Raw genomic sequence first — 24,916 nt, 5'->3', positions numbered from 1 at the left:
ATGTGTTACGGCTACGGCCCCAGCAGGCGCTCGCTGCTCGCGGCGGGACTCGGCCTCGGGACGGCGGCCATCGCCGGCGCCGTCTCGCCCGCCGCCGCCACGCCGCCCCACCATCACCACCGCAAGCACCGCATCCCGCCGGGCCAGATCAGCATGCAGCTCTGGACGGTACGCGACGACCTCGCCCAGGACTACGACGCCACCCTCGCCTACCTGGCCGAGATCGGTTATCCCAAGGTCGAGCTGGCGCTCGGCTATTTCGGGCGTACGGCCGCGCAACTGCGCGCGTTCCTCGACGGGCTCGGCATCCGCTCCACCTCCAGCCACGACGACATCAGCCCCGACGACGCCGCGCTCGACACCAAGATCGAGAACGCCCTGACGCTCGGCCAGTCGTTCATGGTCGTGCCCTACCTGAACTCCGACAGCGAGGACCAGTGGAAGGCCTGGGCCGAGCGCATGAACGTGGAGGCGGCCGCCGCGCGCAAGGCGGGACTGCGCTACGGCTACCACAACCACGCCCACGAGTTCACCATCGACCTCGGGGGCGGCAGGACGCCCTGGGACGTGCTCACCTCCGAGCTCGACCCGCGCCTGGTCCATCTGGAGATCGACCTCTACTGGGCGGTCACCGGCGGCGTCGGGCGCGGCGAGCGTGATCCGGTGCGGTTCACGCTCGACGTGATCCGCCGGGCGCCCCAGCGGGTGCTGCAGTTCCACGTCAAGGACCGGCATCTCGACGGCGACATGGCCGACCTCGGCACCGGGACGATCGACTTCCGGCGCATCTTCGACAAGCACCGGGTGATCGAGTACATCGTGGAGAACGACACGCCGGACGTGACGCCCCGGCGTACGGCGGAGGTCGGGTACCGCTACCTGAGGAAACTGCGGTTCTAGGGACGCCTGGCCCTCACCCGGCGCCGGGTGGGGGCCAGGGCGGAAACGCACCGGAAACAGCCGCTGGTGCACAACTGAGGAGCCCGGAAAGTCCGGCACGCCGCGGGCCGTCCCCACGGTGCGTTCCCTTCCGAAGGATTTCGAGTTGTGAATCGTACGACAGCGACCTGTATGACCTTGGGAGTCCTGCTGACGGGCTTCGTCGCCCTCGCCCCACCGACCACGGCGGCGAGCACCTGGACCAAGCCCTCTGCCGTCAACTGGGCGACCTGCCCTGAGATCTCGGACGACGAGCTGGGCAGAAAGTTGTCCGAGGAACAGCTCGCCAAGGCCAGGCAACTGCTCGACCGCATGGAGTGCGGCACCATCAGCGTTCCCCGCGACTACGACGAGCCGCGCGGCGAGCAGATCACCGTTGCCCTGACCAGGCTGAAGGCCACCGACCAGAAGCGCCGGCTCGGCACCATGGTGCTCAACCCCGGGGGACCGGGCGGCAGCGGGTATCTGATGCCCGTGGAGCTCGTCGCCACGGGCGTCCAGATGGACGACCGCTACGACCTGATCGGGTTCGATCCTCGGGGTGTGGGCCGCAGCACCAAGGCCGACTGCTCCGGCGACGGTCAGGGCGGACGGCCGCAGCCGGGCCCGATCACCGAAGAGCAGGCCAGGAAGATCTACGACCGGACGGTCAAGAAGAACAAGGCGTGCGCCCAGTCGAACCCCGAGCTCATCGGGCAGCTCACCACCGGGAACACGGCCCACGACGTCGACAGGATCCGCGCCGCGCTGGGCGAGAAGAAGATCAGCTTCTACGGCGTCTCCTGGGGCGGATGGCTCGGGACGGTCCTGCGCAGCCTCCACGGCGACAAGATCGACCGGATGTGGCTCGATAGCCCGGCACCGCCCTACTCAAGGACCGACATCGCCACGGAGTTGCGCGCCAAGGCCACCGACCGCAACTTCCAGCGCATGGCCGCCTGGATCGCCGAGCGGAACGACGAGTACGGACTCGGCACGACCCGCCGGCAGGTGGCGTCGGCGGTGGAGAAGATGCGGAGGTCGTATGACGAGGAGCCTCTTACCTTCACCGATATCGACCTCACCGTGGACGGTGCCCTGATCTCCCAGGCCGCGGGCAGCCCGAGCTTCAACTGGTCCCAGATGGCCCAGGTGCTGAGCGAACTGCGGGACGCCGAGGGGCCGAGCGCCCCGCCGACGGTCAAGAAGGTGTTCGGCAGCCCGCCGGCCGGCGCGCCCTCCGGCACCGACAAGACGGCGAATCTCGCCTACCACTGCAACGAGGACCTGGGCTCGCGCTCATTCGAGGCGGCCTGGGCCGCCTACCAGAAGCGCCTGAAGCGCTACCCGGTGACCGGCAGGGCCACCCCCGCCACACCGGCGTGCGCGGGATGGCCGCTGCCGGTCGACAAGACCTCGCTCAAGCGCCACGGCGGCTCCTTGGTGCTGTCGGGTCACCGGTACGAGAACCTGTCGCCGTGGGAGGGCGTGCTCGCCACGCACAAGACCATCGGTGGCACCCTGGTCCGGATGAACGACGACGTGCACGGCTCCGCCCTCCGGGTGCCCGGTTGCGTCGCGAAGGTGCTCGCGTACTTCGAGACCGGCCGGACCACCGACTCGTGCCCCACGCGCCCGGAACCTGCCTGACCGGCGGGTTCTCCCGGGTCGCCGACCTGCAAAAACTTCGAGAACGACCCAAAGATTGAGATATATCTGTCGAAACAGCGCATAATGCATTAATGACGTCCCACCGATCCGCACCTCGGCGACGCCTTCCCGGGAGCCCGTTCAACGTCCCCGAAGTCGCCCTCCCTCCGCTCGAGAGCTTCGTCCTCCAGGACAAGGTCAGCCATGACACCTACGGCCTCGGGTCGGTCATCGGGGTCGAGGAAGGCGTCGCCGTCCTGGTCGACTTCGGCGCCGTGACCCGTCGCATCGTCGCGCCGTACCCCAAGCTCTTCAAGCTCTGAGGCCCGGGCCGCGCGCGGCCCGGCTCCATGGTCACGGGCGACCGTCGGACTCGGTATTTTGTCACTCCCGTAACCCCTCTTGCACGGAGAGACACAACGTGGCCCCTGCCAAGCTCGCCCTCGGCACCGTTCTGACCGCCGCGGTCATGTCCACCGGCCTGTCCCCCCACGCCTCCCCCGTTGCCGCGCAGGCCGCGGCCCAGCCGCCGGTCAGCGCCCGGCTCACCGGGCTGTCGCTGTTCGAGGGCTCGGTGAAGATCAAGGGACAGGCGCAGAAGACCGGCTACTACTGCGCGCCCGCGTCCAGCTCGATCGTCCTCCAGGCGTTCGGCGTCAAGCGCAGCCAGGACCGACTCGCCAAGGAGATGAAGACCGACCCGGAGGCGGGCGCCACCAAACGCCGGAACACCCTGTCCGTGCTCAACAAGCACCTCGAACCGAAGGGCTACACGTTCCGCCTGACGTACGCCAAGAACAAGCCCAGCGCGCTGATGCTCAGCGTGTCGCACGCGGTGGGCGTGCTCAAGAAGCCCACGATCCTCGCGGTGCTCGGCAACAAGCTGCCGTGGAGCAAGGCGAGCAGAAACTACGGCCACGCGATCGTGGCCTACGGCTACGACAAGGCGAAGGGCACGATCACCGTCTGGGACCCGAACGCGGCCAAGGGCGCGCTCGGGTCCCACGTGATCTCGGCCAAGGCCCTCGCCGCCGTCGTCAACGATCTGCCCGAGGGCGACCTGGGCGGCGTCTACACCCTGTCCAAGCCGCTCCTCCCCCTGTAGGCGGAGCGTGCGCGGCGGCGGCAGGTCAGTCGCCCTGCCGCCGCTGGTTCGGCGTGACGTTGATCTGGCCGCTGTCGGAGACGATGATCTGGATGCGCCCGTCCTTGACGGCCTGCCACATGACCGCGCCCTGCGGGCCGAGCACGTCCTTCAGGTCCTTGATGGCCTCCAGCTCCGTACGCGCCTTCTCGTTCTTCGCCTTCTGCGCCGTGTTCTCCTCCTGCGCCTGCTGGACGGCGGCCATCGCCTCGCGCACCTTCAGCGGCGGCTGCGGCTGCTGCAGCGTGACCGAGAACTTCTCGAAGAACGCCGTGCCGCCCTGCTCGCGCAGGAACTGCACCATGTACTCGGCGACCTTCGCCTCCCACTGCTGCTTGGCCTGCGGATCGCGGTACGTCAGCTCGCGCCAGGCGAACTCCTTGCTGGCAGCGTCGAGGGCCCGGTCGAGCGGCTGGCCGATGTAGACGCTGAGCAGCTTGTCCCAGCCCTCGTCGGTGTCGGCCTCGTACTTCAGCCCGATCTGCTCGTGGAACTGACGCAACGTCTTGCAGTCGCTGGTGAGCGAGAACGTGACGACGCCGGACACCCGCATCTCCAGCGGGTCCTTCGTCCACATCGTCAGCGGCCCGGCCTCGGCCCCCGGCTTCGTGTTCGCCCCTTCCGGATCGTTGGGGTCGGCGGCGAACTCGAACGTACGCTGGCCGGCCGGATAGACGTAACCCTGGTCACCCGGTCCTGACACGTCGCGCACGCCCGGGTTGACGCAGTTCTGGAACGTGGTGTCGGAGAAGGCGCCGGCGTCGTAGACGATGCCCTTCTGGTCGGGCTCGGGGGTGGTGATCGAGCAGCCGGTGACCAGAAAGGCGGCGATTAAGGCTGTCATGACGGTCGTGTGTCTCATGCACGATCACGGTAGTACGCACCACGACGACACTGTGTGACGCTTCGGCAACCGTCCACGCATCGGCGCCCTCCCCGACGCCGGTCAGCCGGCGTCGGCCGGCTTGGCGGTGGCCCCGTCGGCGACCATGAAGCCGTAGTCACCGGGGGCGACATTGGTGAGGTGCTCACGGCCGAGCACCAGGATGCTCGGCTCGTACGGTGCCCTGATCACTTCGAGCTCCTCCGACGTGTACGGGCTGACGATCGTGGCCAGCGCCGTGCCCTTGGGCACCCGCTCTCCCAGCCGCGCGGCGCCGAAGTCCGACAGCACGGTGCCGCCGACGGTGGGCCTGAGCGTCGTCAGCGTGTCGACGACCACCTGGCCCTCCGGCGGCGCCACCGCGTCGCCCGGCAGCATGCCGATGGCGCGCAGGACGTTCAGCGTGCCGTCGACGCCCCGCTTCAGATAGTGCTCGATGCGCTGGCCGCCGCCCCCGAGCTCGCTGACCATGCAGCGCACGCCCTTCTCCAGCGCCCAGCCGGTGGCCGAGCCGATGTAGGGGTGGCCGCGGTAGAGCACGGTCGTGCCGTACGCCCGCGACATCTCGGCGCCGGCGTCGTGGAGGTAGGCGTACTCGACGGTGGCGAAGTTGCCGCCCGAGTGGAAGTCGATGAAGTAGTCGGCGCCCTCCAGGATCTCCGAGAGCGCGGCGGCCAGTTGCTCGGTGACGCTGCCGCCCCGGTCGCCGGGGAAGATGCGGTTGAGGTTGACGCCGTCGAGCGGCGTGTTGCGGGTCAGCGCCTGGTGCGCGTACGGGTTGGCCACGGGCACCGCGACGACGGTGCCGCTGAGCTGGGCGGGGTCGATGGCGTCCAGGAGGCGGCGGACCGTCTCCGATCCCATCGGCTCGTCGCCGTGGATGCCGCCGAACATCACCATGCGGGGGCCGTCGGAGGCGCCTCGCAGGGTGTGCACGGTCAGCTCCAGGCGGTGGCCACTGGCCAGGGTGGTCACCGGGATCCGTTCGACGGTCATGCGGAGGTTCCTTCCTTCACTTTCTCAACGGGTTCTTCTGGGGAGGGGGTCAGGGAGGAGAAGACGCCGGAGCGGGCCAGCAGCACGGCGACGGTCGCGGCGATGGCGAGGGCGGCGACGATGAGCAGGGTGGAGAGCGCGGCCAGCGTGGGGTCCTGAAATTTCTGCATGTAGATGAACATCCAGACCGGCAGCGTGTTCTGGTCGGGCGAGAGCAGGAAGACCGTCATGTCGACCTCGTCGAAACTCACCACGAACGCGAACAGCGCGGCCGCGATCAGCGCGGGCCTGATCTGCGGCAGCGTGGCCAGCCGGAAGGCCCGCAGCGGCGCCGCGCCCAGGTCCTTGGCCGCCGCGTCGAGGGTGGCGTCGGCCCGCATCAGCGCCGCCGTCACCACGATGACGACGAACGGCAGCACGATCACGGTGTGTGTCACCACCAGGCCGGCGACCCCGCCGAACAGGCCCAGCCGGTGCAGGTAGATGAACCCGGCGAAGCCGAAGGCCACCTTGGGCACCACGGTGGGCGAGAGTACGAACGACTGCAGCGGTCCGCGCCCCGGCATGCGGTGCCGGACCAGCGCCACCGCGACGGCCGTGCCGATGACCATGGCGAGGACGGTGGCCGCGATCGCCACCTCCAGGCTCAGCAGCGTCGCCGCGCCCAGGCCTTCCTGCTCGAAGAGGTTGGCGTACCACTTGGCCGAGAATCCCGGCGGCGGCCACGTGCCGTACGAGACGGACGAGAACGAGTTGATCACGATGATGACCAGCGGCAACAGCACGTACACGTAGACCGCCACCAGCCACCCGCTCCAGCCGCGCGCGCCGGTGGAGGCCGCGCCCGCCGCCGTCACCCCGCCCTGCTCGGCCCGCCCGGTACGCCGTTGCAGCCAGCCGAAGACGCCCAGCGCGACGACGGCCAGCGCCAGCAGCGCGTACGACGAGACCGCCGCGAGCGGCCAGTCGACGTTGTTGACGTTGTCGTAGATCTCGGTGGCCAGCACGTTCACCCGTCCGCCTCCGAGCAGGCTGGGCGTGGCGAACGAGCTGATCGACAACGCGAACACCAGTTGCGCCCCGCCGATCAGGCCGGGCATGGTCAGCGGCAGCGTGACCTTGACGAAGCGCAGGAACGCGCCCGCGCCGAGGTCGCCGGCCGCCTCCCCGAACGCCGGGTCGAGCTGCCCGAGCGACTGGATGATCGGGAACACCATGAACGGCAGCAGGATGTGCACCAGCGCGATCACCACGGAGGAGCGCTCGTAGAGCAGCTCGACCGGCCCGAGCCCGGCCGGTTCGAGCAGGCTGTTGAGCACCCCGCTGTCGCCCAGGATCAGCTCCCAGCCGTAGGTGCGGGACACGACGCTGGTCAGCAGCGGCGCGAAGATGATGAACAGCCCGATGTAACGCCAACGCGGCTGCCGCACCCGGTGCAGGGCGTACGCCGTGGGGTAGCCGACGACGGCGGCGGCGACCGTGGTGATCAGGCCGAGCACCACGGTCTCCCCGACGATCTGCCAGTGGTAGCCGCCCGTCAGGAACGTCTGCCAGGTGACCGCGGTGTGCGCGATGTCGGTGCCGTCGGGAAGGTACTGGTGGAAGCTGTATTCGAGCAGGGTGAGCATGGCCCCTGCGAACACACCGACCAGCAGGACGACGCTGGGCGCCGCCAGCAGGAGGGCCGTGCGATGTCTGCGCATGTCGCCGGGCCTCTCAGATGCGCGAGGCGACGTCGGTTTCCCAGCGTTTCTGCCACTCGGCGTTGTTGCGCCCCACGATGCCGTAGTCGATCTGCTGGAAGCCGTCGCTGGTCGCCTTGCTGAAGGCGGGCAGGCCGGCCAGGTTCCCGGGCAGCTCGGCCTTGGTGTTGGCGGGCACCTCGACGCTGGTCTCGGCCCAGCGGGCGCACCACTTGGGCGAGAGCATCTCGTTGATGATGTCGTGGATGGCTTCGAGCTGGCTCTGCGACTGGCCCGCGACGGCCTGGAGGTTGACCGGCAGCGGGATCGCGCCCTCCTTGGGCACGACGTACGTCAGCGGAGCGCCGGAGTTGATCCACTGCTGTCCGGTGCCGGCGAAGTAGGCGGTCAGCGGCGCGGTGCCGTTGCTGAGCACGTTGAGATACTGCGGGTTGGACTCGACGAGCAGCCGGATCTGCTTGGCCTCGCGCTTCCACAGCTCCCAGCCGGGCTCCATGTTCTCCAGGCCGCCGCCGTTGAGCTTGGCGGCCATGTAGACGGCGTACCAGGGGAAGGAGAAGAACGCGACCTTGCCCTGGTGGGCGTGGTTCCACAGGTCGGCCCACGAGCCGGGGGCCTGCGTGATCTCCTGCTTGTTGTGGAGCAGGCCGAGCTGGTCGATGCCGATGCCGATCCCGATGCCGTCGTCGTAGCGGAACCGCTCGTCGATGTCGGCGGCGTTGCTCATCGCCGAGTAGTCGAGCTTGGTGAACATCTTGTCGTCGGCGCCCTGGACGGAGGTCTGGGCGTTGAAGAAGCCGAAGTTGACCAGCGGCCGGTCGGGGGCGGCCTTCTTCTGGGCCAGCATCTTGGTGTAGCCGACGGAGTTCGACTGTTCGTAGACCTTGATCTCGACGTTCTTGTGGGAGGCCATGTACTCCTTGGCGAACTCCTTGGGCATCTTGCCGAGGTCACCACCGAGGAAGGCGAACATGGTCAGGGTGAGCTTGCCGCCCTTCGACGCGGACGGCGCGGCGGATTGGGGGGACACCTCGCCGCAGGCGGTGGCGAGGGCGAGGCCCGCCGCACCGGCCGCGGTGCCGAGAAACCGGCGTCGCGAAATATCGGACATACCCGTCATCGAGCTAACTCCCTCAGTGGTCGAGGACGACACCGGCATCCACGTCCCAGCCGGTCTCGACCTCGTCGCCGACCGTCAGGGTGGATCCGGCTTCTTCGCGCCGTTCGGAGATCACCAGCACTCCGGAGGCCAGACGTACGTGGTAACGCGTGCTCGCGCCCTGGAAGATCACGTCCTCCAGGCGGCCGTGATAGCGATTGGCGCAGGCCAGGTCCTTGCCGACGGCGACGTGCTCGGGCCGCACGGACACCGCGCGGCCGGGACGCGCGACCTTGACGCCGATGCCCTCCGCCTCCAGCAGGCCGCCGTCGTACGTGCCCTCGTACAGGTTCGTGTCGCCCAGGAAGGTGGCGGTGAACTTCGTGGCCGGCGATCGGTAGAGCTCGGCCGGCGGGCCGATCTGCTCGATGCGGCCCTCGTTCATCACCGCCATCCGGTCCGACATCGTCAGCGCCTCCACCTGATCGTGCGTGACGTAGACGAACGTGGTGCCCGAGTCGTGCTGGATGCGTTTGAGCGCCTGCTGCATCTGGACCCGCAGCCGCAGGTCGAGCGCGCCGAGCGGCTCGTCGAGCAGCAGCACGGCCGGCTCGTTGGCCAGCGCGCGGGCGATGGCCACCCGCTGCTGCTGGCCGCCGGACAACTGGGCGGGGTAGCGGGCGTCGTAGCCGGCCAGGTCCACCAGGTCCAGCATCGAGCCGACGATCTCGCTCACCTGCCTGGCCGGCTTGCGCCGCAGCTTCGGCCCGAAAGCGATGTTGTCGGCCACGGTCAGGTGCGGGAACAGGGCCAGGCGCTGGAAGACCATGTTCGTGGGACGCCGGTGCGCGGGACGGCCCCGCATCGGCTCGCCCCTGATCAGCACCTCGCCCGAGGTGGGCTCCTCCAGCCCCGCCAGGATGCGCAACGTCGTGCTCTTGCCGCAGCCCGAAGGGCCCAGCATGGAGAAGAACTCCCCTGTGGCCACGGTGAAGTCGACCTGCTCGACGCCCCTGGCGCCGTTGTCGTAGACCTTACGGATGCCGCGGAGCTCGGCATCGGGCCCGCCGCCGGTCGCCGCCGCAGTCATGTCGCGCTCCTCATTTCCGCGAACGCCTCCTCGGCCGCCTTCAGCAGGTCCGCCACGTCGGCCTCGGTGTGCGCGGTGGACAGCGCCGCGTGCAACAGCGGCTTGGCCGGGAGCAGGATGCGGTGCTCGCGCGCGATTCGGTGCAGGATCGCGTAACGGGTGGGGTCGCTGACCATCGCCGTGCGGTAGCCGGTGACCGGCTCGGACAGGAAGTACGGCTGGAAGTGGCCGCCCGCGCCCGCGACCACGGCCGGGACGCCGTACGCGCGGGACAGTTCGGCGAAGCCGTCGCGCAGCACGCCGCCGAGCCGGTCGAGCCGGGCCTGGGCCGAGCCGTCGGCCAGCAGCGGCAGCGCCGCCGCCGCCGCGGCCACCGCCGAGCCGTGCCCGTTGTAGGTGCCGACCCAGCCGACCGGGCCGCCGCTCGACGGGTCGGTGCAGGCCATCAGGTCCGCACGGCCCTCGACCGCGGCCAGCGGGTACCCGTTGGACAGGGCCTTGCCGTACGTGGCGAGGTCGGGGGTGATGCCGTAGACCTGGCGGGCGCCCCCGGGCGCCAGGCGGAACCCGGTGAGCAGCTCGTCGAAGATGAGCACGATCCCCAGCTCGGCGGTGAGGTCGCGGAGCAGCCGCAGGTAGTCGCCGGTCGGCGGGATGAAGCCGATGTCGATGAGCACGGGCTCGACGACCACGGCGGCCAGGTCGGAGGCGTGCTCGCGCAGCAGCCGCTCGGTGGCGTCCGCGTCGTTCCACGGCAGCACCACCGTGCCCTGCGCCGAGCGCGACAGGCCCGCGGAGCTGGGGGGCGCGGCCGGCCGGTCGGCGGGCCCGATCTGGTCGGGGGCGGGCCAGGTCGACACCCACAGCGGGTCGAACCAGCCGTGGTAGGCGCCCTCGGCCTTGGCCACCCGCTCCCGGCCGGTGTGGTGGCGGGCGATCGAGAGCGCGTGCATCAGCGCCTCGGTGCCGGTGTTGGCGAACCTGACCCGGCCGAAGTCCGGGATCATGCCGGCGAGCGTCTCCACCGCGGTCACCGCGGCCTCGGTCTCCACGCCGGTGGTCAGCCCGCGGCTCACCGCGTCGGCGACGGCCGCGTCCACGCCGGGATGGGCGTGGCCGAGCATCACCGAGGCGTTGCCCATGGTGCAGTCGAGGTAACGCTCACCCTCCACGTCCCACAGGTACGCGCCCTCGGCACGCTGGAAATAGACGGGGTGCGGCGCCTGGAAGCGGGTGTTGGAATGCACCCCGCCGGGGACGTACCGGCTCGCGCGCTCGTACAGGCTCTGCGACGTGCTCAATGGTTACTCCTGATCTCCAGGGAGAGCCGTTTGACCTCGGCCAGCAGCGCGGGCACGCACGCGTTGGCGTTCTCGCGCGTGAAGCGCGCCGCGGGGCCGGCGACCGAGATGCCGCCCACCGCGTGCCCCGACCGGTCGAGGATCGCGGCGGCGCGACAGCGCAGGCCGACCGCGTAGCTCTCCTCATCGACGGCGAATCCCTCCGTGCGGGCGGTGGCGAGTTCGGCCTCCGCCTCGCGCAACGCCTGCTCGGCCCGGTCGCCGACGGCGGTGCGCAGCACCGCGAGCCGCCGCCGCGCGGGCAACATCGCCAGTACGGCCTTGCCCATCGCGGAGGTGTGCGGGTTGAGCACGTCACCGACGCGCGCCACGGCCCGCAGCGAGTGCTCGGGCTCCTTCCGCGCCACCAGCACGATCTCGTCGCCCACCAGCAGGCCGGCGCTCGCGCTCTCGCCGGTCTGCTCGGCCAGGGCCTCCACGGAGGCCTTCAGCCGGTCGGCGGCGTGCATCTGGTCGAGCGTCCGTACGGACAGGTGCAGCAGCCTCGGCCCGGCGGCGTAGCCGGACCTGTCCAGTTGCACCAGGAAGCCACGCTCGACGAGCAGCGCGACCAGCCGCGACGCGGTGGAGGGAGGAACTCCCGCCGCCGCGGCGATCTCGCCCAGTTGCAGGGGGGCGCGGTCGTGGGTGACCGCGACGTCCAGGACGTCGAGCAACCGGGCGAGATAGCTGGTGCGGGACTCGCTTCCACTCAGTGGAACTGTCTTTGCGTTCATTGGGAGGCCAACCTAGGAACGTCCCTATACGGACGTCAAGAGCAGGCCGAAAACCGTTGCCCGACCGTTTTGCCCCGTTCCTCCCGTATCGTCCCTTGATTCTGGACAGAACGAAAGCCCTGCCGTGGAGACGGACTCGGCGGAGGTGAACCGTGGCGGAGGGGACGAACATGGTGACCGGAAGGCTTTACAGATAAGGCCTGGCAGTAAGGAAAGACAGGGCCGTCATCACCTTCCGTGACGTTTACCCACGGTTACATTCACGACACGTATGCTGACAAAGAGTCAACCCGGCATTCGGGACGAATGTTCACATCTGTTGCTTGAAGTACATCTGCCCCATCGGCATAGTGGACGGACCACAGGCGTACCAGTCGTGACGGGATTCTCGGGGGCCGGTACCAGGTCGCGACTGCCAGCGGCGCATCATCACGCGCGGAATTGGACAAGATGGATGAGCTCGCCCCCACCTCTCCGTACCAAGCTGCTCAGGATTCTGCTGCTCCCGCTCGTATCCATGGTGGCTCTGTGGGGGTTCATCGCCTACTCCAGCGTGGAGGAGATCGTCGAAGTCTCCCAGACGCAGGACCGCTGGGAGGCCATCGGGTCGCCCTTGTTACAACTGATCGTCGAACTGCAACGGGAACGCCAGCTCTCGGCTGAGGCGCCGAAGAGCACGGCCACGTACGCGCCCCTGTCCGAGCAGCGGCACGTCACCGACGAGAAGGTCGAACGCCTGCGCGAGGTCATCGGCGCCGTCGACGTCGAGTCGTCGGGTGCCGAGACCCCCGCCCAGGTGCAGGCGCTCGTGCGGGCGCTCGACGGGCTCCAGTCCCTGCGGGCCTCCGCCGACGGCGGCGTGCTGGCCCCGCCGCTGACGATCATCCAGGCCTACGACAACCTGATCAGCGTCGCCAACGGGCAGTTCAACGACCGCGACGCACTGAGCAGCGTCTCCTCCTACCGGGCGGTGCGCGGCATGGCCGCCTACAACGCCACCGCCGAATACCTCGGCCGCGAGCACGCCGTGCTCACCAGCACCATAGTGCAGCGCAAGATGACCCCCACCGACCGTGCCGCGTTCGTCGCCGCCATGACCAGCCGCCGGCTCGTCTTCGCCAACGCCGAACGCGACGCCGGTCCCGAGCTGCGGACCGACTACGACAAGCTGGTCGACAGCGCCGCGTACAAACGGCTGGTCGAGGTCGAGGACGAACTGTTCAGCTGGGACACCAACGGGGCGCCGCCGGTGGAGCCGGCCCAGTGGAAGAGCGACGCCGACGCCGTGTTCAACACGATCAACCGCGACACGCAGGAGGAACTGGCCCGCGCCGCCGCCGAGGCAGAGGGGCAGAAGACCGGCGCCTACTGGCGGATCGGGCTCGTCCTGCTGCTGGGCCTGGCGGCGGTGCTCGCGTCGCTGGCGCTGTCGTACCGGTTCGGGCAGTCGCTGATCGACGAGCTCAAGCGGCTGCAGGCCTCGGCGGTCGAACTGGCCGAGCAGCGGCTGCCCCGGCTGGTCGCCCGGCTGCGCCGCGGCGAGGACGTCGACCCGGCCACCGAGGCGCCCGGTCTTGCCCCCGCGGAGACGGCCGAGGTCGACCGCGTGGTCAACGCCTTCTCCGCCGTACGCCGCACCGCGGTCGAGGCCGCGGTGGGCCAGGCGACCCTGCGCAAGGGCGTCAGCCAGGTCTTCCTCAACCTGGCCTGGCGCAACCAGGCGCTGCTGCACCGCCAGCTCTCGCTGCTCGACACCATGGAGCGCCGCGTGGAGGAGCCGGAGGTCCTGGAGGACCTGTTCAAGCTCGACCACCTCACCACCCGCATGCGGCGGCACGCCGAGAACCTCATCATCCTGGCCGACTCCGCCCCCGCACGCCGCTGGCGCGACCCCGTGCCGCTGTTCGACGTCGTACGCGCGGCCGTGTTGGAGGTCGAGGACTACACCCGCGTCACCGTCGCGCCCATGCCCGACGCCCCGATGCTCGTCGGGGCGGCCGTCACCGACGTCATCCACCTGGTCGCCGAGCTGGTGGAGAACGCCACCGTCTTCTCACCGCCCGACACGACCGTGCAGATCCGCAGCATGACGGCGGCCAACGGCTTCGCGATCGAGGTGGAGGACCGCGGGCTGGGGCTGAACGCGACCGTGCTCCAGGAGTACAACGCCCGGCTGGCCCAGCCGCCCGAGTTCGACCTCGCCGACAGCGACAGGCTCGGCCTGTTCGTGGTGTCCAGGCTCGCGGCCCGGCACGGGGTCAAGGTCTCGCTGCGCCCCTCACCGTACGACGGGACCACCGCGATCGTGCTGCTGCCCACCATCCTGCTCGCAGGCTCCGCCACACCCTCCGTCACCCCAGGTGACCGGGCGGGCCGGCCCGCGCGGGCGCTCGACACGGCGCCGTCCGGCACGCTCTCCGGTGTCGTCTCCGCCGCCCCCGAACGGCCGGACGCGCTCAACGGCGAGCACGCCGACCCGGTGGAGCCGGCGCCGGCCACCTGGTTCGAGGCCGTGCCCGCGCCGAGGAACGGCGAACCGGGCCGGCCGGGGGCCCGTCCGGCGCCACGGCAGTTGCCCCCCACCGCGTCCCAGCCGCCAGGACCCTCCGCCGAATGGAGCGTCACGGTGCCGGCTCAGGACGCCGACGAAGACCTCGACGGGCTGCCGATGCGGATACCGCAGGCAAGCATGGCTCCCCAGCTGCGTTCCACCGGAGGCCCCGCGCGGCGCCCGGTATCGGCGCGCTCGCCTGAGGAACTCGCACAACTCATGTCGTCCATGCAGCAAGGCTGGCGGCAAGGACGCCGCCAGGCCGGGCACGGAGCCGACACGTGGAACCGAAAGGACGACCATCCCGATGCCCGACCCCAGAAGTGAACTGAGCTGGCTCCTCGACGACCTCACCCAGCGAGTGCCCGGCATCCGGCACGCCATCGTGCTGTCCTCCGACGGGCTGGCCATGGGAGGTTCCCGGGAGCTGACCCGGGAGGACGCCGAGCACCTGTCCGCCATCTCCGCCGGCAGCCACAGCCTCGCCATGGGCGCGGGACGGCACTTCGGCCTGGGCGGCGTACGGCAGACCATCATCGAGATGGAGGGTGGTTTCCTGTTCGTCACCGCCGCCGGTCAGGGCGCGCGGCTGGCCGTGCTCGCCGCGGGCGACGCCGAGCTGGGCATGGTCACGTACGAGATGGCGCTCATGGTCAAAAGGGTCGGCGAGCACCTCTCCGCGCAGCCGAGAGGAGCGGCACCGGCACCCGCCTGGAACGGTTCACGACCGTGACAGGGCAGGATCCCGGGCCGCTGATCCGGCTGTACGGCCTGACCGGGGGAAGGGCACGCCCGCAGGGCGAGACATTCGACCTGGTGGCCATCGTCACGACGGTCGGCGGCCCGCACACCCTCGCGGACCTGATCCCGGAGTATCGCGCCGTGTTGTCGGTGTGCCGCAGGCCCACGCCGGTGGCGGACGTCGCGGCGCACCTCCGGCTGCCGCTCAACGTCACCCGGGTCATCCTGGGTGACCTGCGGCGGGAGGGGTTCGTCACCATCGAGCGCCCGCGCCCGGTCGCGCAGACGATCGACGAACACATCTACAGGGAAGTGCTGGATGGACTACGCAGCCTGTGAGCCGGGGGCGACCGCGGTCACCTCGGCTCTGGCCATCAAGATCCTCATCGCGGGCGGGTTCGGCGTCGGCAAGACGACCATGGTGGGCACGATCAGCGAGATCCGGCCGCTGCACACCGAGGAGCTGCTGAGCGAGCGCGGCGTCGGCGTGGACGACGTCTCGGGCGTGGAGTCCAAGAGCACCACGACCGTGGCGCTCGACTTCGGCCGCATCACCATCCGCGAGGGGTTGTGGCTGTACCTGTTCGGCACCCCCGGGCAGGACCGGTTCTGGTTCATGTGGGACGAGCTGGCGCTCGGCGCCCTCGGCGCGGTCGTGCTCGCCGACACCCGCCGCCTGCAGGACTCGTTCCCCGCCGTGGACTACTTCGAGCAGCGCGGCATCCCGTTCGTGGTCGGCGTGAACTGCTTCGACGGCGCCCGCCGCCACGACCCGGTCAAGGTCAGACGGGCGCTCGGGCTGAACGCGCACGTCCCGATCGTGCTCTGCGACGTGCGCGACCGCGCGTCGGTCAGGGACGTGCTCACCACGCTGGTGACGTACGCGGTTGAGGGCGCCGGGCGCGCGATGCCGTGAACGGCGGAGGGCGGGGTCAGAGCAGCTCGACGTGGTCGCGATAGGGGTCGAGCCGGTCGTCGGAGACGTCGAGCTCGGTGACCATCAGGTCGATCCCGTCCCAGGGCAGGCAGCGGGCGGCGGCTCCGGTGCCGAGCTTCTGCGAGTCGACCGCCATGACGACGTGCTCGGACAGCTCGGCCATGAGCCGCTTGATCTCGCACTCCTCCGCGCTGAACTCGCTGGTGCCGAAGTGCGGGTCGACGGCGGCGGCGGACAGGAACGCCCGCGCGAACGAGAACTGTTTCAGCGTCAGTGAGGCCAGGGGGCCGACGAGGCTGCCCGCGTTGGGGTCCTTCTGGCCTCCGGTCAGGTAGGCGTGCACCCGCGGGTTCCTCGTCAGGGTCAGGAACGTCTCGATCCCGTCGGTGACGACGGAGAGGTTCTCGGCGGGCGGCATCGAGCCGGCCAGCACGGCCAGCGTCGACGAGGCGTCCATGCAGATGCCGACCCCGCCGGAGGGCACCAGGCTGGTCAGCTTGCGCGCGATCTCCTCCTTGGCCCGCCAGGCCCGGCTCTTGCGCGCCTCGAAGGGTTGCGCGGAGCTGACGGCGCCGCCGCGCACGCGGCGGACCAGGCCTTCGTCCTCCAGGGCCTGCAGATCCCGCCGGATGGTCATGGTGCTGACCTCGAAGCGGGCGGCCAGGTCTTCGATGCGCAGACTGCCGCTGGACGAAAGCAGCTCGGCCAGCGCCTGGCGTCTGCTCTCCAGGTCCACGCTGCTCCTGACGCCCATGCCGTCTTTGTTCTCCTTTGCTGTTCAGTCTTGTCAACTGTCACACACGCAGTCTCGCCTGGAGACGCCATGGACCTGCTGGCGAGTGAACGATAGATGATGCGGCCGCCTGGTTCAAGGCTACGTAATGCTGCCTTCTCCTGCTCGTTGGAGCGCAGGTGACGCTCCATGCGAGAGGTATCGAATAGGTAACACACCCTTGACACTGAGATGTCGCCTCGTGTGATGTTCACACAAGGAAACAACAAGGGGTCTCGCTCGGAACCCGTCGGGCGAGCGCCGGCCACCCTGACCTGGATCGGCTTCTCGCACCGGCACCTTCCCGTACGCGTCCGGACCCGTTCCGGACCGCCGCCGCCCTCCGGGCAGGCCCCGACCGAACACCGAGCCGTCAGGCCGGGACTGGAGAGCAGTCGTGGAAGATGTCGCATTGGAGTGCCGGGACCTGGACAAGGCATTCGGCGGCGTGCCCGTGCTGAAGGGCGTCTCACTTGCTCTCGAGGCAGGTTCCGTCACCGCTCTCGCCGGGGAGAACGGGGCGGGCAAGTCGACGCTGATGAAGATCGCGTCCGGCCAGGTCAAGCCGGACGGAGGCCGGGTCCTGATCGGGGGCGAGCCGCTGCCCCACGGCGACCCGCAGGCGGCCCACCGGAACGGGGTGGCGATCATCCCCCAGGAGCTCGCGCCGATCATGGACATGACGGTGTACGAGAACCTGTTCATCGGCAGGGAACTGCGCACGCGGGCGGGGCTGCTCGACCGGCGGGGGATGGCGCGCAGGGCCCGCGAACTGCTCGACGTCTTCGGCGTGGAGATCGACCCGCAGGCGACCATGCGGCGGCTGCCGGTCGGCCTGCGGCAGCTCGTCGAGATCGTCAAGAGCACGAGCGGCGGCGCGCGGATCCTGCTGCTGGACGAGCCCAGCTCGGCCATCTCGGAACGCGAGGTCGAACGGCTCTACGCCGTCATCGGCAGGCTGCGTGAGCAGGGCGTCGCCATGCTCTACACCACCCACAAGATGGAGGAGATCCGCGCCCTGGCGGACAGGGTGGTCGTGCTGCGCGACGGAGGGCTGGTCCTCGACCGGCCGATCGGCGACATCACCGACGACGAGATCGTGCACGCGATGATCGGGCGCGAGCTCCAGGGCTTCTTCCCCGACCTGCACGCCCCGGGTGACGAGATCGCCCTCCAGGTCAGCGGGCTGCACGTCAGCGGCTACCCGCGGCCGGTGGACCTGACCGTGCGCCGCGGGGAGATCCTCGGTCTGGCGGGGCTCGTGGGGGCCGGCCGTACCGAACTCCTGGAAGCGATCTTCGGCGTGCGCAGAAGCACCGCGGGGACCGTCACCGTCGCCGGCAGACCCGTCAGGCGCAACGCCCCCGCCGCCGCCATCACCGGCGGCATGGCCCTCGTCCCCGAGGACCGCAAGGGAGCCGGGGCCGTGCTGACCATGAACGTGCTGGACAACGGCTCCCTCCCCCGCCTTTCCCGCTTCACCGTCGCGGGCTGGTTGCGGCAGCGCAGCCGCGGCCGGCAGGTCGGCGCGGCGATGGAGTCGGTCAAGCTGCGCAGCCGCGGACTGTCGCAGCAGGTCGGCACGCTGTCCGGCGGCAACCAGCAGAAGGTGGTCCTGGCGCGCTGGCTGACCGGCAGCGTCAACGTGCTGCTGCTCGACGAGCCCACCCGCGGCGTCGACGTCGGCGCGCGCAGCGAGATCTACCGCGTCATCACCGAACTCGCGGCGTCGGGCATGGCCGTGGTCATGGCCTCCTCCGACATGCCCGAGATCCTCAGCCTGGCCCACCGGGCGCTCGTCATGCGCGGAGGAGCGGTCGCGGGCGAACTCGCCCGCGAGGATCTGTCCTCGCCCCACGTCCAGGACCTGATCTTCAGGTACGCCGCCGGACTGAACCCGGACAGCGCCCCCGCGCCCCAACACACCGAGAAGGAGGGCCGATGACCACGCAGGAGTCAGCCCAGGAGCCCACGAACCCGGGCGGAGCGGCCGCGCGGCTCCTGCCCTGGCGCTTGTCCGGACCATGGATCCGCGACCAGCTGATCCGCCACTCGATGGTGGTGGTGATGCTCCTGATCATCGCCTATTTCAGCTACCGGAGCGCCCGGTTCGGAACGCTGGACAACCTCCAGACGATCGCCATCGCCGCGGCGCCCTTCGCGCTCATCGCGCTGGGCCAGACGCTGGTCATCCTCACCGGCGGCATCGACCTGTCCGTGGGCAGCGTCATCGCGCTCAGCGCCATGACAGCGGCCTACACGGTGAAGGACCATCCGGAACGGCTCTGGTTGTCCCTGGTGGTCGCCATGCTCGTCGGGCTCGCGGCGGGAGCGGTCAACGGCTTCCTGGTCTCGAAGGTGAACGTGCCGCCGTTCATCGCGACGCTCGGCATGCTGACCACGGCGTCCGGGCTGGCGTACGTCGTGGGCCAGGGAGCGCCGATCAACGGCCTTCCGCAGAACTTCGGCGAGATCGCCAACAACCAGATCTTCGGCCTGCAGATCCCCGTCGTGGTGATGATCGTCGGCATCGTCGCGCTCGCCCTCATCATGAAACGGACCTCGTACGGGATGCGCGTCTACGCGGTGGGCGGCAACCCCGTCGCGGCGCAGATCGCCGGTGTGAAGGCCACCCGGATCCTGTTCAGCGTCTACGCGCTCAGCGGGCTGCTGGCCGGGTTGTCCGGCGTGATGCTCGCATCCAGGGTCATCTCCGGCCCGCCCAACCTCGGCGAGGGCTACGAGCTCGACGCCATCGCCGCCGTCGTCATCGGTGGCGCGAGCCTGCTCGGCGGCCGGGGCAGCATCCTCGGCACGGCGCTCGGCCTGTTCCTGATCCAGACACTGAACAACGGCCTCGACATCCTCGTCGTCCCCGCCTACTGGCAGAGCGTGATCAAGGGAGCGCTCATCGTCGCCGCCGTCACCGTGGACGTCTGGTCCGCCAAACGTAGGGGCTGACGCCCCACCTCGCCCACAGACCTGCACGAAACGCACCAATGGAGTCTCCATGCGCATGAAAAGCTTGCGTGCCGTCGCCCTCGCCGCCGCGGGCGCGACCCTGCTGGCCACCTCCGCCTGCGGCGCGGGCGACCCCAATGCCGGCGCGTCCGGCGAGGGAAAGCTCCGCGTCGGCATCAGCGTCTACGACATGTCGTCCTTCATCACCGCGGGGAAGGCCGGCATCGACGCCTACGCCAAGGCCAACGACATCGAGGTCCTCTGGAACTCGGCAAACCTGGACGTCAGCACCCAGGCCAGCCAGGTCGACCAGTACGTCAACGCCGGCGTGGACGCCATCATGGTCGTCCCCGTCCAGGCCGACTCGCTCGGCCCGCAGGTCGCCGCGGCCAAGGCGAAGGACATCCCGTTCCTCGCCGTGAACGCCGGACTCGACAGCAAGGACCTGGCCGGCACCGTCCTGCCCGACGACGTCAAGGCCGGCGAGCAGGAGATGCAGATGATGGCGGACGAACTCGACGGCAAGGGCAACATTGTCGTCCTCCAGGGCCCGCTGGGCCAGTCGGGCGAGATCGACCGTACCAAGGGCATCCAGAACGTCCTGGCCAAGTACCCCGACATCAAGATCCTCGCCAAGGACACCGCCAACTGGAAGCGCGACGAGGCCGTCAACAAGATGAAGAACTGGCTCTCCAGCTTCGGCGACAAGATAGACGGTGTCGTCGCGGAGAACGACGACATGGGGCTCGGCGCCCTTCAGGCCACCCGCGAGGCCGGCGCCAGAATCCCGATCGTCGGCGTCGACGGCATCGAGGACGGGCTCAACGCCGTCAAGAGCGGCGACTTCATCGGCACCAACCTGCAGCACGGCACCGTCGAGCTGGCCACCGGCCTGGCCGTGGCCGCCAAGATCGCCAAGGGCGAGGAGGTCGACAAGACCCCCGTCTACCTGATGCCCAAGGTCACGAAGGACAACGTGGACACCTACATGGAGCACGTGGTCACCAAGAAGGACCAGTTCCTCCAGCAGTTGCCCGCGTTGATCGAGGCGAATCTCAAGACCGGCGACATCGCCAACGAGGAGACGGCCGAGTAGGCCGGCCCGAGCAACGAGGAGATCCTCCATGACGACGATGCGGGCGGCGGTCCTGCGTGGCATCCGGCACCTGGCGATCGAGGAGCGACCCGTCCCCCAGCCCGGACCCGGAGAGGTGCTGGTGCGGGTCGACGCGGTGGGCGTGTGCGGCTCGGACGTCCACTACTACCAGCACGGCCGCATCGGCGACTTCGTGGTGGAGCGGCCCATGGTGCTCGGGCACGAGTCCGGGGGCGTCGTCACCGGCGTCGGGCCCGGTGTGGACGCCTCCCGGATCGGGCAGCGGGTGTCCGTCGAGCCGGGCGTACCCGACCTGACCTGCCAGGAGTGCCTCTCCGGGCGCTACAACCTCTGCCCCGGGATGCGCTTCTTCGCGACGCCGCCGATCGACGGCTCGCTCGCCGGATACGTCACCGTGCACGCGGCCTTCGCCCATCCGGTGCCCGACTCGATCTCGGACGACGCGGCCGCGCTGCTGGAGCCGCTGTCGGTCGGGGTCTGGGCCTGCCGCAAGGGCCGCGTGGATGCGGGAAGCCGCGTACTGATCACCGGCGCGGGACCGATCGGGCTGGTGGCGACGCAGTGCGCCCGCGCCTTCGGCGCCACCGAGATCGTGGTCGCCGACCTGAACCCGCACCGGCTCAAGCTCGCTCAGGAGCTGGGCGCGACCGCCACCGTCAACGCCGGGGACACACCGCTCGGCGAGACGGGGATCGAGCCCACCGTGCTGCTGGAGTGCTCCGGGCACCAGGGCGCCACGACCGACGCGCTGCGTACCCTGAGCAGGGCGGGCCGCGCGGTGCTGGTCGGGATGGGCGACGACGGGCTGCCGCTGCCGCTCACGTTCGTCCAGAGCCGCGAGATCGAGGTCACGGGCACGTTCCGCTACGCCAACACCTGGGCCGCGGCCATCGCGCTCGCCGCCTCCGGCCGGGTCGACGTCGACAGCCTCGTCACCGGCCACTTCCCCCTCGCGGAGGCGGAGGCGGCGCTGCTCGCCGCCGAACGCGACCCGCTCGCCGTCAAGTCCGTGATCAACCCCCAGCGATGACACGCAGCCGCGCTCGCCCCCCGCGACCGAAGGGACAACCTCAATGACCCGTCTGTACGACGACCCCGCCACCTTCACCGACGACATGCTCGCGGGGTTCCTGGACGTGCACCGCGGCACCGTGACCGGCGTGCCGGGCGGCGTCGTACGCGCCACCGAGACGCCGCCCGGCAAGGTCGCGGTCGTCGTCGGCGGCGGCTCCGGGCACTACCCCGCCTTCTGCGGCGTGGTCGGGCACGGGTTCGCCGACGGCGCCGTCGTCGGCAACATCTTCACCTCGCCGTCGGCGCAGGACGCGTACTCGGTGGGCAGAGCCGCCGCCGGCACCGCCGGTCTGCTCTTCTCCACCGGCAACTACGCCGGCGACGTCATGAACTTCACCCTCGCCCAGCAGCGGCTGAAGGAGCAGGGCATCGACACCCGCGTGGTGTTCGTGACCGACGACATCGCCAGCGCGCCCGCGTCGGAGGCCGGCGAACGCCGCGGGATCGCCGGGGACTTCGTCGTGTTCAAGGTCGCGGGGGCCGCCGCCGAAGAGGGCTACGACCTCGACGCGGTCGAACGGGTCGCCCGCCACGCCAACGACAGGACCCGCACGCTCGGGGTGGCCTTCGCCGGGTGCACCATGCCCGGCGGCACCGAGCCGCTGTTCGCCGTACCTTCCGGGCGCATGGGCGTGGGCCTCGGCATCCACGGCGAGCCCGGCGTCGGCGAGGACGCGCTGCCGCCCGCCGCCGAGTTGGCCCGGCGGCTGGTGTCCGGCGTGCTGGCGGAGAAGCCCGCCGGTTCCGGCGACCGGGTGACCGCGATACTCAACGGCCTCGGCACCACGAAGTACGAGGAGCTCTTCGTCGTCTGGCGCACCGTGGCCGCGCTGCTCGCCGAACAGGGGCTCGAGGTCGTCGCGCCGGAGGTGGGCGAGCTCGTCACCAGCCTCGACATGGCCGGGTGCTCCCTGACTCTGGTCTTCCTCGACGAAGAGCTGGAACGGTTGTGGTGCGCGCCCGCCGACACCCCGGCCTTCCGCAGGGGCCGTGTGGAACCGCGCACGGAGGTCCTTCGCGGGGTGGCGGCGCCCGGTGACGCCGGGTCACGCGATCGGCTCGGCGGACGCCCCGACCACCTGGCCGGGACCGCGCACCCGGACCAGCCGTCCGTGGCCGCGCCCGGCTCGCCCGCCTCCCGCGCCTGCGCCCAGGTCGCCGTCTCGGCGCTCGAGGCGATGGCCGCCGCCATGGCCGGGGCCGAGGCCAGGCTGGGCCGCATCGACGCCGTGGCCGGCGACGGCGATCACGGGCGCGGGATGGTCAAGGGCTCGTCCGCCGCGTTCGCCGCCGCCCGTGAGGCGGCCGGAGCGGGAGCCGGAGCGCGGTCGGTCCTGGTCGCGGCGGGCGAGGCGTGGGCCGCGAAGGCCGGCGGCACGTCGGGCGTGCTCTGGGGCGCCGTGTTGTGCGCCGTCGGCCGGAGCCTGGGAGACGACCGGGAGAAGATCACCGGCTCCGACGTCGCGGACGCCGTCGCGGCAGGGCTGAAGGCGCTGCTCGAACTCGGCAGGGCACAGCCCGGTGACAAGACGATGGTCGACGCTTTCGTGCCGTTCTGCGAGGCGCTGACCGAACGCGTCGGATCCGGGGCGGAGCTGACCGCCGCCTGGAGGGAATCCGCGCTGGTGTGCGAGTCCGCGGCCGGGGCGACCGCCGGCCTGCGTCCCCGGGTGGGCCGGGCGCGTCCCCTCGCCGAACGCAGCGTGGGGACCCCGGACGCGGGCGCGACGTCGCTCGCCCTGTGCGCCCTCGCCGTCGCGGACGTGCTGGAACGCGCCCGCTGAGTCGTACGAAGAGGAAGGGATGGGGGGCCATGCCTCACCAATGGCGCATCATCGTCGGTTCCGACGATGCCGGCCTGGAGTACAAGAACGTCCTGAAGGCCGACCTGGAGGAGGACGCCAGGGTGGCCGAGGTCGTCGACATCGGGGTCGGGGCCGACGACACGACACCGTACCCGCACATCGCCGTCACGGCGGCCCGGATGGTCGCCGCCGGGGAGGCCGACCGCGCGCTGCTGGTGTGCGGCACCGGGCTGGGGGTCGCGATCAGCGCCAACAAGGTGCCCGGCATCCGCGCGGTGACGGCGCACGACAGCTTCTCCGTCGAACGGTCCGTGCTGAGCAACAACGCCCAGATCCTCTGCTTCGGGCAGCGGGTCGTCGGCCTCGAACTGGCCCGCCGCCTGGCGAGCGACTGGCTCGGCTACCGCTTCGACGCCAACTCCAGCTCGGCCGCCAAGGTCCGGACCCTGCTGAACTATGAGTCGGGACACGACCTGGCCGACCAGGCCGAGACGTTGCGGCTGGGCGAGGAACTGGTGCACTCGTCCCTCGTCACCGGCGACGAACAGGACAAGCAGGCCGTACAGATCAACAGCGAGGAGCAGTGCTCATGACGGCAGCGGAGAATACCCTCGACCTCACGTTCGGGCTGGAGGGCAGGGTGGCGCTGGTGACCGGCGGCGCGTCGGGCATCGGCGCGGCCATCGCCGCCACGTACGCTGCCAAGGGGGCCCGGGTCGCCGTCGTCGACATCGACCACGAGGCCGCCGGGTCGAGGGCGAAGGAACTCGGGGCGGGTCACGCCGGGTTCGCGTGCGACGTGGCCGATCCGGACGCGGTCAGGGCGGCGACCGGCGCGGTCGTGGACGCCTACGGCCGCATCGACATCCTGGTGAACTGCGCCGGTGTCGCGATCCTGGCTCCGGCCGAGGAACTCGACGTCAGCGCGTTCGACCGGACGATCGACATCAACCTCAAGGGCACCTTTCTGATGTGCCAGGAGGTCGGCAGGCACATGCTGGCCGCCGGCCGCGGCAAGATCATCAACCTGGCGTCGCAGGCCGCGACCGTGGCCCTCGACCAGCATGCCGCGTACTGCGCCAGCAAGTTCGGCGTGGTGGGCCTGTCGAAGGTGCTCGCCTCCGAGTGGGCGGGGCGCGGAGTGACGGTCAACACCGTCTCCCCCACCGTGGTGCTCACCGACCTGGGGCGCAAGGCGTGGGAGGGGCCGAAGGGCGAGGCGTTGAAGGCGCAGATCCCCACGGGCCGCTTCGCCCTTCCCGAGGAGATCGCCGCCACGGCGCTGTTCCTCGCCTCGGACGGCTCCGACATGATCAACGGCGCGGACATCCTCGTGGACGGCGGCTACACGATCCGCTGACCGCGCTTCTCCGGAACGAGACCGGCGTCACCGCACCC

At 70.2% G+C, this 24,916-nt stretch carries 23 protein-coding genes; 15 read left to right on the top strand and 8 right to left on the bottom strand.

What is annotated here, in order from left to right; genetic code table 11:
• From GUY59_RS03560 to GUY59_RS03545, 4 genes are all read left to right on the top strand, one after another.
• Window positions 1–900: a sugar phosphate isomerase/epimerase family protein gene (locus GUY59_RS03560; RefSeq protein ID WP_138200298.1), complete on the top strand. Its 900-nt coding sequence runs from the start codon at window positions 1–3 to the stop codon at window positions 898–900.
• 171 nt (window positions 901–1,071) lie between these two features.
• Window positions 1,072–2,568 (top strand): alpha/beta fold hydrolase, encoded by a 1,497-nt coding sequence (locus tag GUY59_RS03555; protein WP_138200299.1) that lies wholly within the window; start codon window positions 1,072–1,074, stop codon window positions 2,566–2,568.
• A 92-nt stretch (window positions 2,569–2,660) separates the two neighbouring features.
• Window positions 2,661–2,891, top strand: a complete 231-nt coding sequence (locus tag GUY59_RS03550) for a hypothetical protein (protein ID WP_132331190.1) — start codon at window positions 2,661–2,663, stop codon at window positions 2,889–2,891.
• A 98-nt stretch (window positions 2,892–2,989) separates the two neighbouring features.
• On the top strand, window positions 2,990–3,673 hold the full coding sequence (locus GUY59_RS03545) for a C39 family peptidase (protein ID WP_138200300.1): 684 nt from the start codon (window positions 2,990–2,992) through the stop codon (window positions 3,671–3,673).
• A gap of 25 nt (window positions 3,674–3,698) precedes the next feature.
• On the opposite strand, the gene GUY59_RS03540 is transcribed toward GUY59_RS03545, so the two are convergent.
• The 7 genes from GUY59_RS03540 to GUY59_RS03510 all read right to left on the bottom strand — a co-directional run bounded on the left by GUY59_RS03540 (window position 3,699) and on the right by GUY59_RS03510 (window position 11,560).
• On the bottom strand, window positions 3,699–4,556 hold the full coding sequence (locus GUY59_RS03540) for an SPFH domain-containing protein (RefSeq protein WP_236666791.1): 858 nt from the start codon (window positions 4,554–4,556) through the stop codon (window positions 3,699–3,701).
• A gap of 102 nt (window positions 4,557–4,658) precedes the next feature.
• Window positions 4,659–5,591 (bottom strand): succinylglutamate desuccinylase/aspartoacylase family protein, encoded by a 933-nt coding sequence (locus GUY59_RS03535; RefSeq protein WP_138200302.1) that lies wholly within the window; start codon window positions 5,589–5,591, stop codon window positions 4,659–4,661.
• Complete coding sequence (locus GUY59_RS03530; protein ID WP_138200303.1) at window positions 5,588–7,294, bottom strand: ABC transporter permease subunit; 1,707 nt, start codon at window positions 7,292–7,294, stop codon at window positions 5,588–5,590. Before GUY59_RS03530 ends, GUY59_RS03535 begins: the two co-directional genes overlap by 4 nt.
• Before the next feature lie 13 nt (window positions 7,295–7,307).
• The gene (locus GUY59_RS03525; protein WP_161714371.1) at window positions 7,308–8,414 is read right to left on the bottom strand and encodes an ABC transporter substrate-binding protein; all 1,107 of its coding nucleotides are present in this window, start codon (window positions 8,412–8,414) and stop codon (window positions 7,308–7,310) included.
• Window positions 8,415–8,427: 13 nt separating this feature from the next.
• On the bottom strand, window positions 8,428–9,483 hold the full coding sequence (locus GUY59_RS03520; protein WP_138200305.1) for an ABC transporter ATP-binding protein: 1,056 nt from the start codon (window positions 9,481–9,483) through the stop codon (window positions 8,428–8,430).
• On the bottom strand, window positions 9,480–10,784 hold the full coding sequence (locus GUY59_RS03515) for an aspartate aminotransferase family protein (protein WP_138200306.1): 1,305 nt from the start codon (window positions 10,782–10,784) through the stop codon (window positions 9,480–9,482). Before GUY59_RS03515 ends, GUY59_RS03520 begins: the two co-directional genes overlap by 4 nt.
• Window positions 10,781–11,560, bottom strand: coding sequence for an IclR family transcriptional regulator (locus GUY59_RS03510; protein ID WP_138200307.1), 780 nt, complete (start codon window positions 11,558–11,560; stop codon window positions 10,781–10,783). The genes GUY59_RS03515 and GUY59_RS03510 overlap by 4 nt, the downstream gene beginning before the upstream one ends.
• Before the next feature lie 454 nt (window positions 11,561–12,014).
• On the opposite strand from GUY59_RS03510, the gene GUY59_RS03505 reads away from it, so the two are divergent.
• From GUY59_RS03505 to GUY59_RS03490, 4 genes are read left to right on the top strand one after another with little or no spacing between them, the layout of a single operon-like run.
• Entirely contained in the window at window positions 12,015–14,438 is a 2,424-nt protein-coding gene (locus tag GUY59_RS03505) for a sensor histidine kinase (protein WP_161714370.1), read from the top strand.
• On the top strand, window positions 14,419–14,844 hold the full coding sequence (locus tag GUY59_RS03500; RefSeq protein ID WP_132633267.1) for a roadblock/LC7 domain-containing protein: 426 nt from the start codon (window positions 14,419–14,421) through the stop codon (window positions 14,842–14,844). Before GUY59_RS03505 ends, GUY59_RS03500 begins: the two co-directional genes overlap by 20 nt.
• Entirely contained in the window at window positions 14,841–15,191 is a 351-nt protein-coding gene (locus GUY59_RS03495; RefSeq protein ID WP_201760457.1) for a DUF742 domain-containing protein, read from the top strand. The genes GUY59_RS03500 and GUY59_RS03495 overlap by 4 nt, the downstream gene beginning before the upstream one ends.
• Entirely contained in the window at window positions 15,172–15,768 is a 597-nt protein-coding gene (locus GUY59_RS03490; protein ID WP_138200309.1) for a GTP-binding protein, read from the top strand. Before GUY59_RS03495 ends, GUY59_RS03490 begins: the two co-directional genes overlap by 20 nt.
• A 16-nt stretch (window positions 15,769–15,784) precedes the next feature.
• Here the strand turns inward: GUY59_RS03490 and GUY59_RS03485 are convergent, their stop codons facing one another.
• Window positions 15,785–16,543, bottom strand: a complete 759-nt coding sequence (locus GUY59_RS03485) for a DeoR/GlpR family DNA-binding transcription regulator (protein ID WP_138200310.1) — start codon at window positions 16,541–16,543, stop codon at window positions 15,785–15,787.
• Between the two features lie 415 nt (window positions 16,544–16,958).
• Here GUY59_RS03485 and GUY59_RS03480 point away from each other — a divergent pair, with 415 nt between their 5' ends.
• Genes GUY59_RS03480 through GUY59_RS03450 form a run of 7 tightly spaced genes read left to right on the top strand, consistent with a single transcriptional unit; the run spans window position 16,959 to window position 24,878 of the window.
• A complete protein-coding gene (locus tag GUY59_RS03480) occupies window positions 16,959–18,506 on the top strand; it encodes a sugar ABC transporter ATP-binding protein (protein ID WP_138200311.1) in 1,548 nt (515 codons plus the stop codon).
• Window positions 18,503–19,522, top strand: a complete 1,020-nt coding sequence (locus tag GUY59_RS03475) for an ABC transporter permease (RefSeq protein ID WP_138200312.1) — start codon at window positions 18,503–18,505, stop codon at window positions 19,520–19,522. The genes GUY59_RS03480 and GUY59_RS03475 overlap by 4 nt, the downstream gene beginning before the upstream one ends.
• Window positions 19,523–19,577: 55 nt before the next feature.
• Window positions 19,578–20,618, top strand: a complete 1,041-nt coding sequence (locus tag GUY59_RS03470; protein ID WP_442938951.1) for a substrate-binding domain-containing protein — start codon at window positions 19,578–19,580, stop codon at window positions 20,616–20,618.
• Between the two features lie 28 nt (window positions 20,619–20,646).
• Window positions 20,647–21,669 carry an NAD(P)-dependent alcohol dehydrogenase gene (locus GUY59_RS03465; protein ID WP_201760456.1) on the top strand — a complete coding sequence of 341 codons (1,023 nt, stop codon included), beginning with the start codon at window positions 20,647–20,649 and terminating at the stop codon, window positions 21,667–21,669.
• Window positions 21,670–21,712: 43 nt separating this feature from the next.
• Entirely contained in the window at window positions 21,713–23,497 is a 1,785-nt protein-coding gene (locus GUY59_RS03460; protein ID WP_138200314.1) for a dihydroxyacetone kinase family protein, read from the top strand.
• 29 nt (window positions 23,498–23,526) lie between these two features.
• On the top strand, window positions 23,527–24,111 hold the full coding sequence (locus GUY59_RS03455; RefSeq protein WP_138200315.1) for a ribose-5-phosphate isomerase: 585 nt from the start codon (window positions 23,527–23,529) through the stop codon (window positions 24,109–24,111).
• The gene (locus GUY59_RS03450; RefSeq protein ID WP_138200316.1) at window positions 24,108–24,878 is read left to right on the top strand and encodes a GolD/DthD family dehydrogenase; all 771 of its coding nucleotides are present in this window, start codon (window positions 24,108–24,110) and stop codon (window positions 24,876–24,878) included. Before GUY59_RS03455 ends, GUY59_RS03450 begins: the two co-directional genes overlap by 4 nt.
• The last annotated feature ends 38 nt before the right edge of the window (window positions 24,879–24,916 follow it).

The organism is Nonomuraea sp. K271 (assembly GCF_009908215.1).
In the GTDB taxonomy this organism is placed as follows: domain Bacteria; phylum Actinomycetota; class Actinomycetes; order Streptosporangiales; family Streptosporangiaceae; genus Nonomuraea; species Nonomuraea longispora.
The sequence above is the reverse complement of the archived record's forward strand: the minus strand, read 5'-3'. Positions and strand labels throughout refer to the sequence as shown.

What these genes read in the sequence shown, in the direction of transcription:
- GUY59_RS03560 (WP_138200298.1), top strand. Translation starts at nt 1, where the DNA reads ATGTGTTACGGCTACGGCCCCAGCAGGCGCTCGCTGCTCGCGGCGGGA.
- GUY59_RS03555 (WP_138200299.1), top strand. Translation starts at nt 1,072, where the DNA reads ATGACCTTGGGAGTCCTGCTGACGGGCTTCGTCGCCCTCGCCCCACCG.
- GUY59_RS03550 (WP_132331190.1), top strand. Translation starts at nt 2,661, where the DNA reads ATGACGTCCCACCGATCCGCACCTCGGCGACGCCTTCCCGGGAGCCCG.
- GUY59_RS03540 (WP_236666791.1), bottom strand. Translation starts at nt 4,556, where the DNA reads ATGACAGCCTTAATCGCCGCCTTTCTGGTCACCGGCTGCTCGATCACC.
- GUY59_RS03535 (WP_138200302.1), bottom strand. Translation starts at nt 5,591, where the DNA reads ATGACCGTCGAACGGATCCCGGTGACCACCCTGGCCAGTGGCCACCGC.
- GUY59_RS03530 (WP_138200303.1), bottom strand. Translation starts at nt 7,294, where the DNA reads ATGCGCAGACATCGCACGGCCCTCCTGCTGGCGGCGCCCAGCGTCGTC.
- GUY59_RS03525 (WP_161714371.1), bottom strand. Translation starts at nt 8,414, where the DNA reads ATGACGGGTATGTCCGATATTTCGCGACGCCGGTTTCTCGGCACCGCG.
- GUY59_RS03520 (WP_138200305.1), bottom strand. Translation starts at nt 9,483, where the DNA reads ATGACTGCGGCGGCGACCGGCGGCGGGCCCGATGCCGAGCTCCGCGGC.
- GUY59_RS03510 (WP_138200307.1), bottom strand. Translation starts at nt 11,560, where the DNA reads ATGAACGCAAAGACAGTTCCACTGAGTGGAAGCGAGTCCCGCACCAGC.
- GUY59_RS03505 (WP_161714370.1), top strand. Translation starts at nt 12,015, where the DNA reads ATGAGCTCGCCCCCACCTCTCCGTACCAAGCTGCTCAGGATTCTGCTG.
- GUY59_RS03500 (WP_132633267.1), top strand. Translation starts at nt 14,419, where the DNA reads ATGCCCGACCCCAGAAGTGAACTGAGCTGGCTCCTCGACGACCTCACC.
- GUY59_RS03490 (WP_138200309.1), top strand. Translation starts at nt 15,172, where the DNA reads ATGGACTACGCAGCCTGTGAGCCGGGGGCGACCGCGGTCACCTCGGCT.
- GUY59_RS03485 (WP_138200310.1), bottom strand. Translation starts at nt 16,543, where the DNA reads ATGGGCGTCAGGAGCAGCGTGGACCTGGAGAGCAGACGCCAGGCGCTG.
- GUY59_RS03475 (WP_138200312.1), top strand. Translation starts at nt 18,503, where the DNA reads ATGACCACGCAGGAGTCAGCCCAGGAGCCCACGAACCCGGGCGGAGCG.
- GUY59_RS03470 (WP_442938951.1), top strand. Translation starts at nt 19,578, where the DNA reads ATGAAAAGCTTGCGTGCCGTCGCCCTCGCCGCCGCGGGCGCGACCCTG.
- GUY59_RS03465 (WP_201760456.1), top strand. Translation starts at nt 20,647, where the DNA reads ATGACGACGATGCGGGCGGCGGTCCTGCGTGGCATCCGGCACCTGGCG.
- GUY59_RS03460 (WP_138200314.1), top strand. Translation starts at nt 21,713, where the DNA reads ATGACCCGTCTGTACGACGACCCCGCCACCTTCACCGACGACATGCTC.
- GUY59_RS03455 (WP_138200315.1), top strand. Translation starts at nt 23,527, where the DNA reads ATGCCTCACCAATGGCGCATCATCGTCGGTTCCGACGATGCCGGCCTG.
- GUY59_RS03450 (WP_138200316.1), top strand. Translation starts at nt 24,108, where the DNA reads ATGACGGCAGCGGAGAATACCCTCGACCTCACGTTCGGGCTGGAGGGC.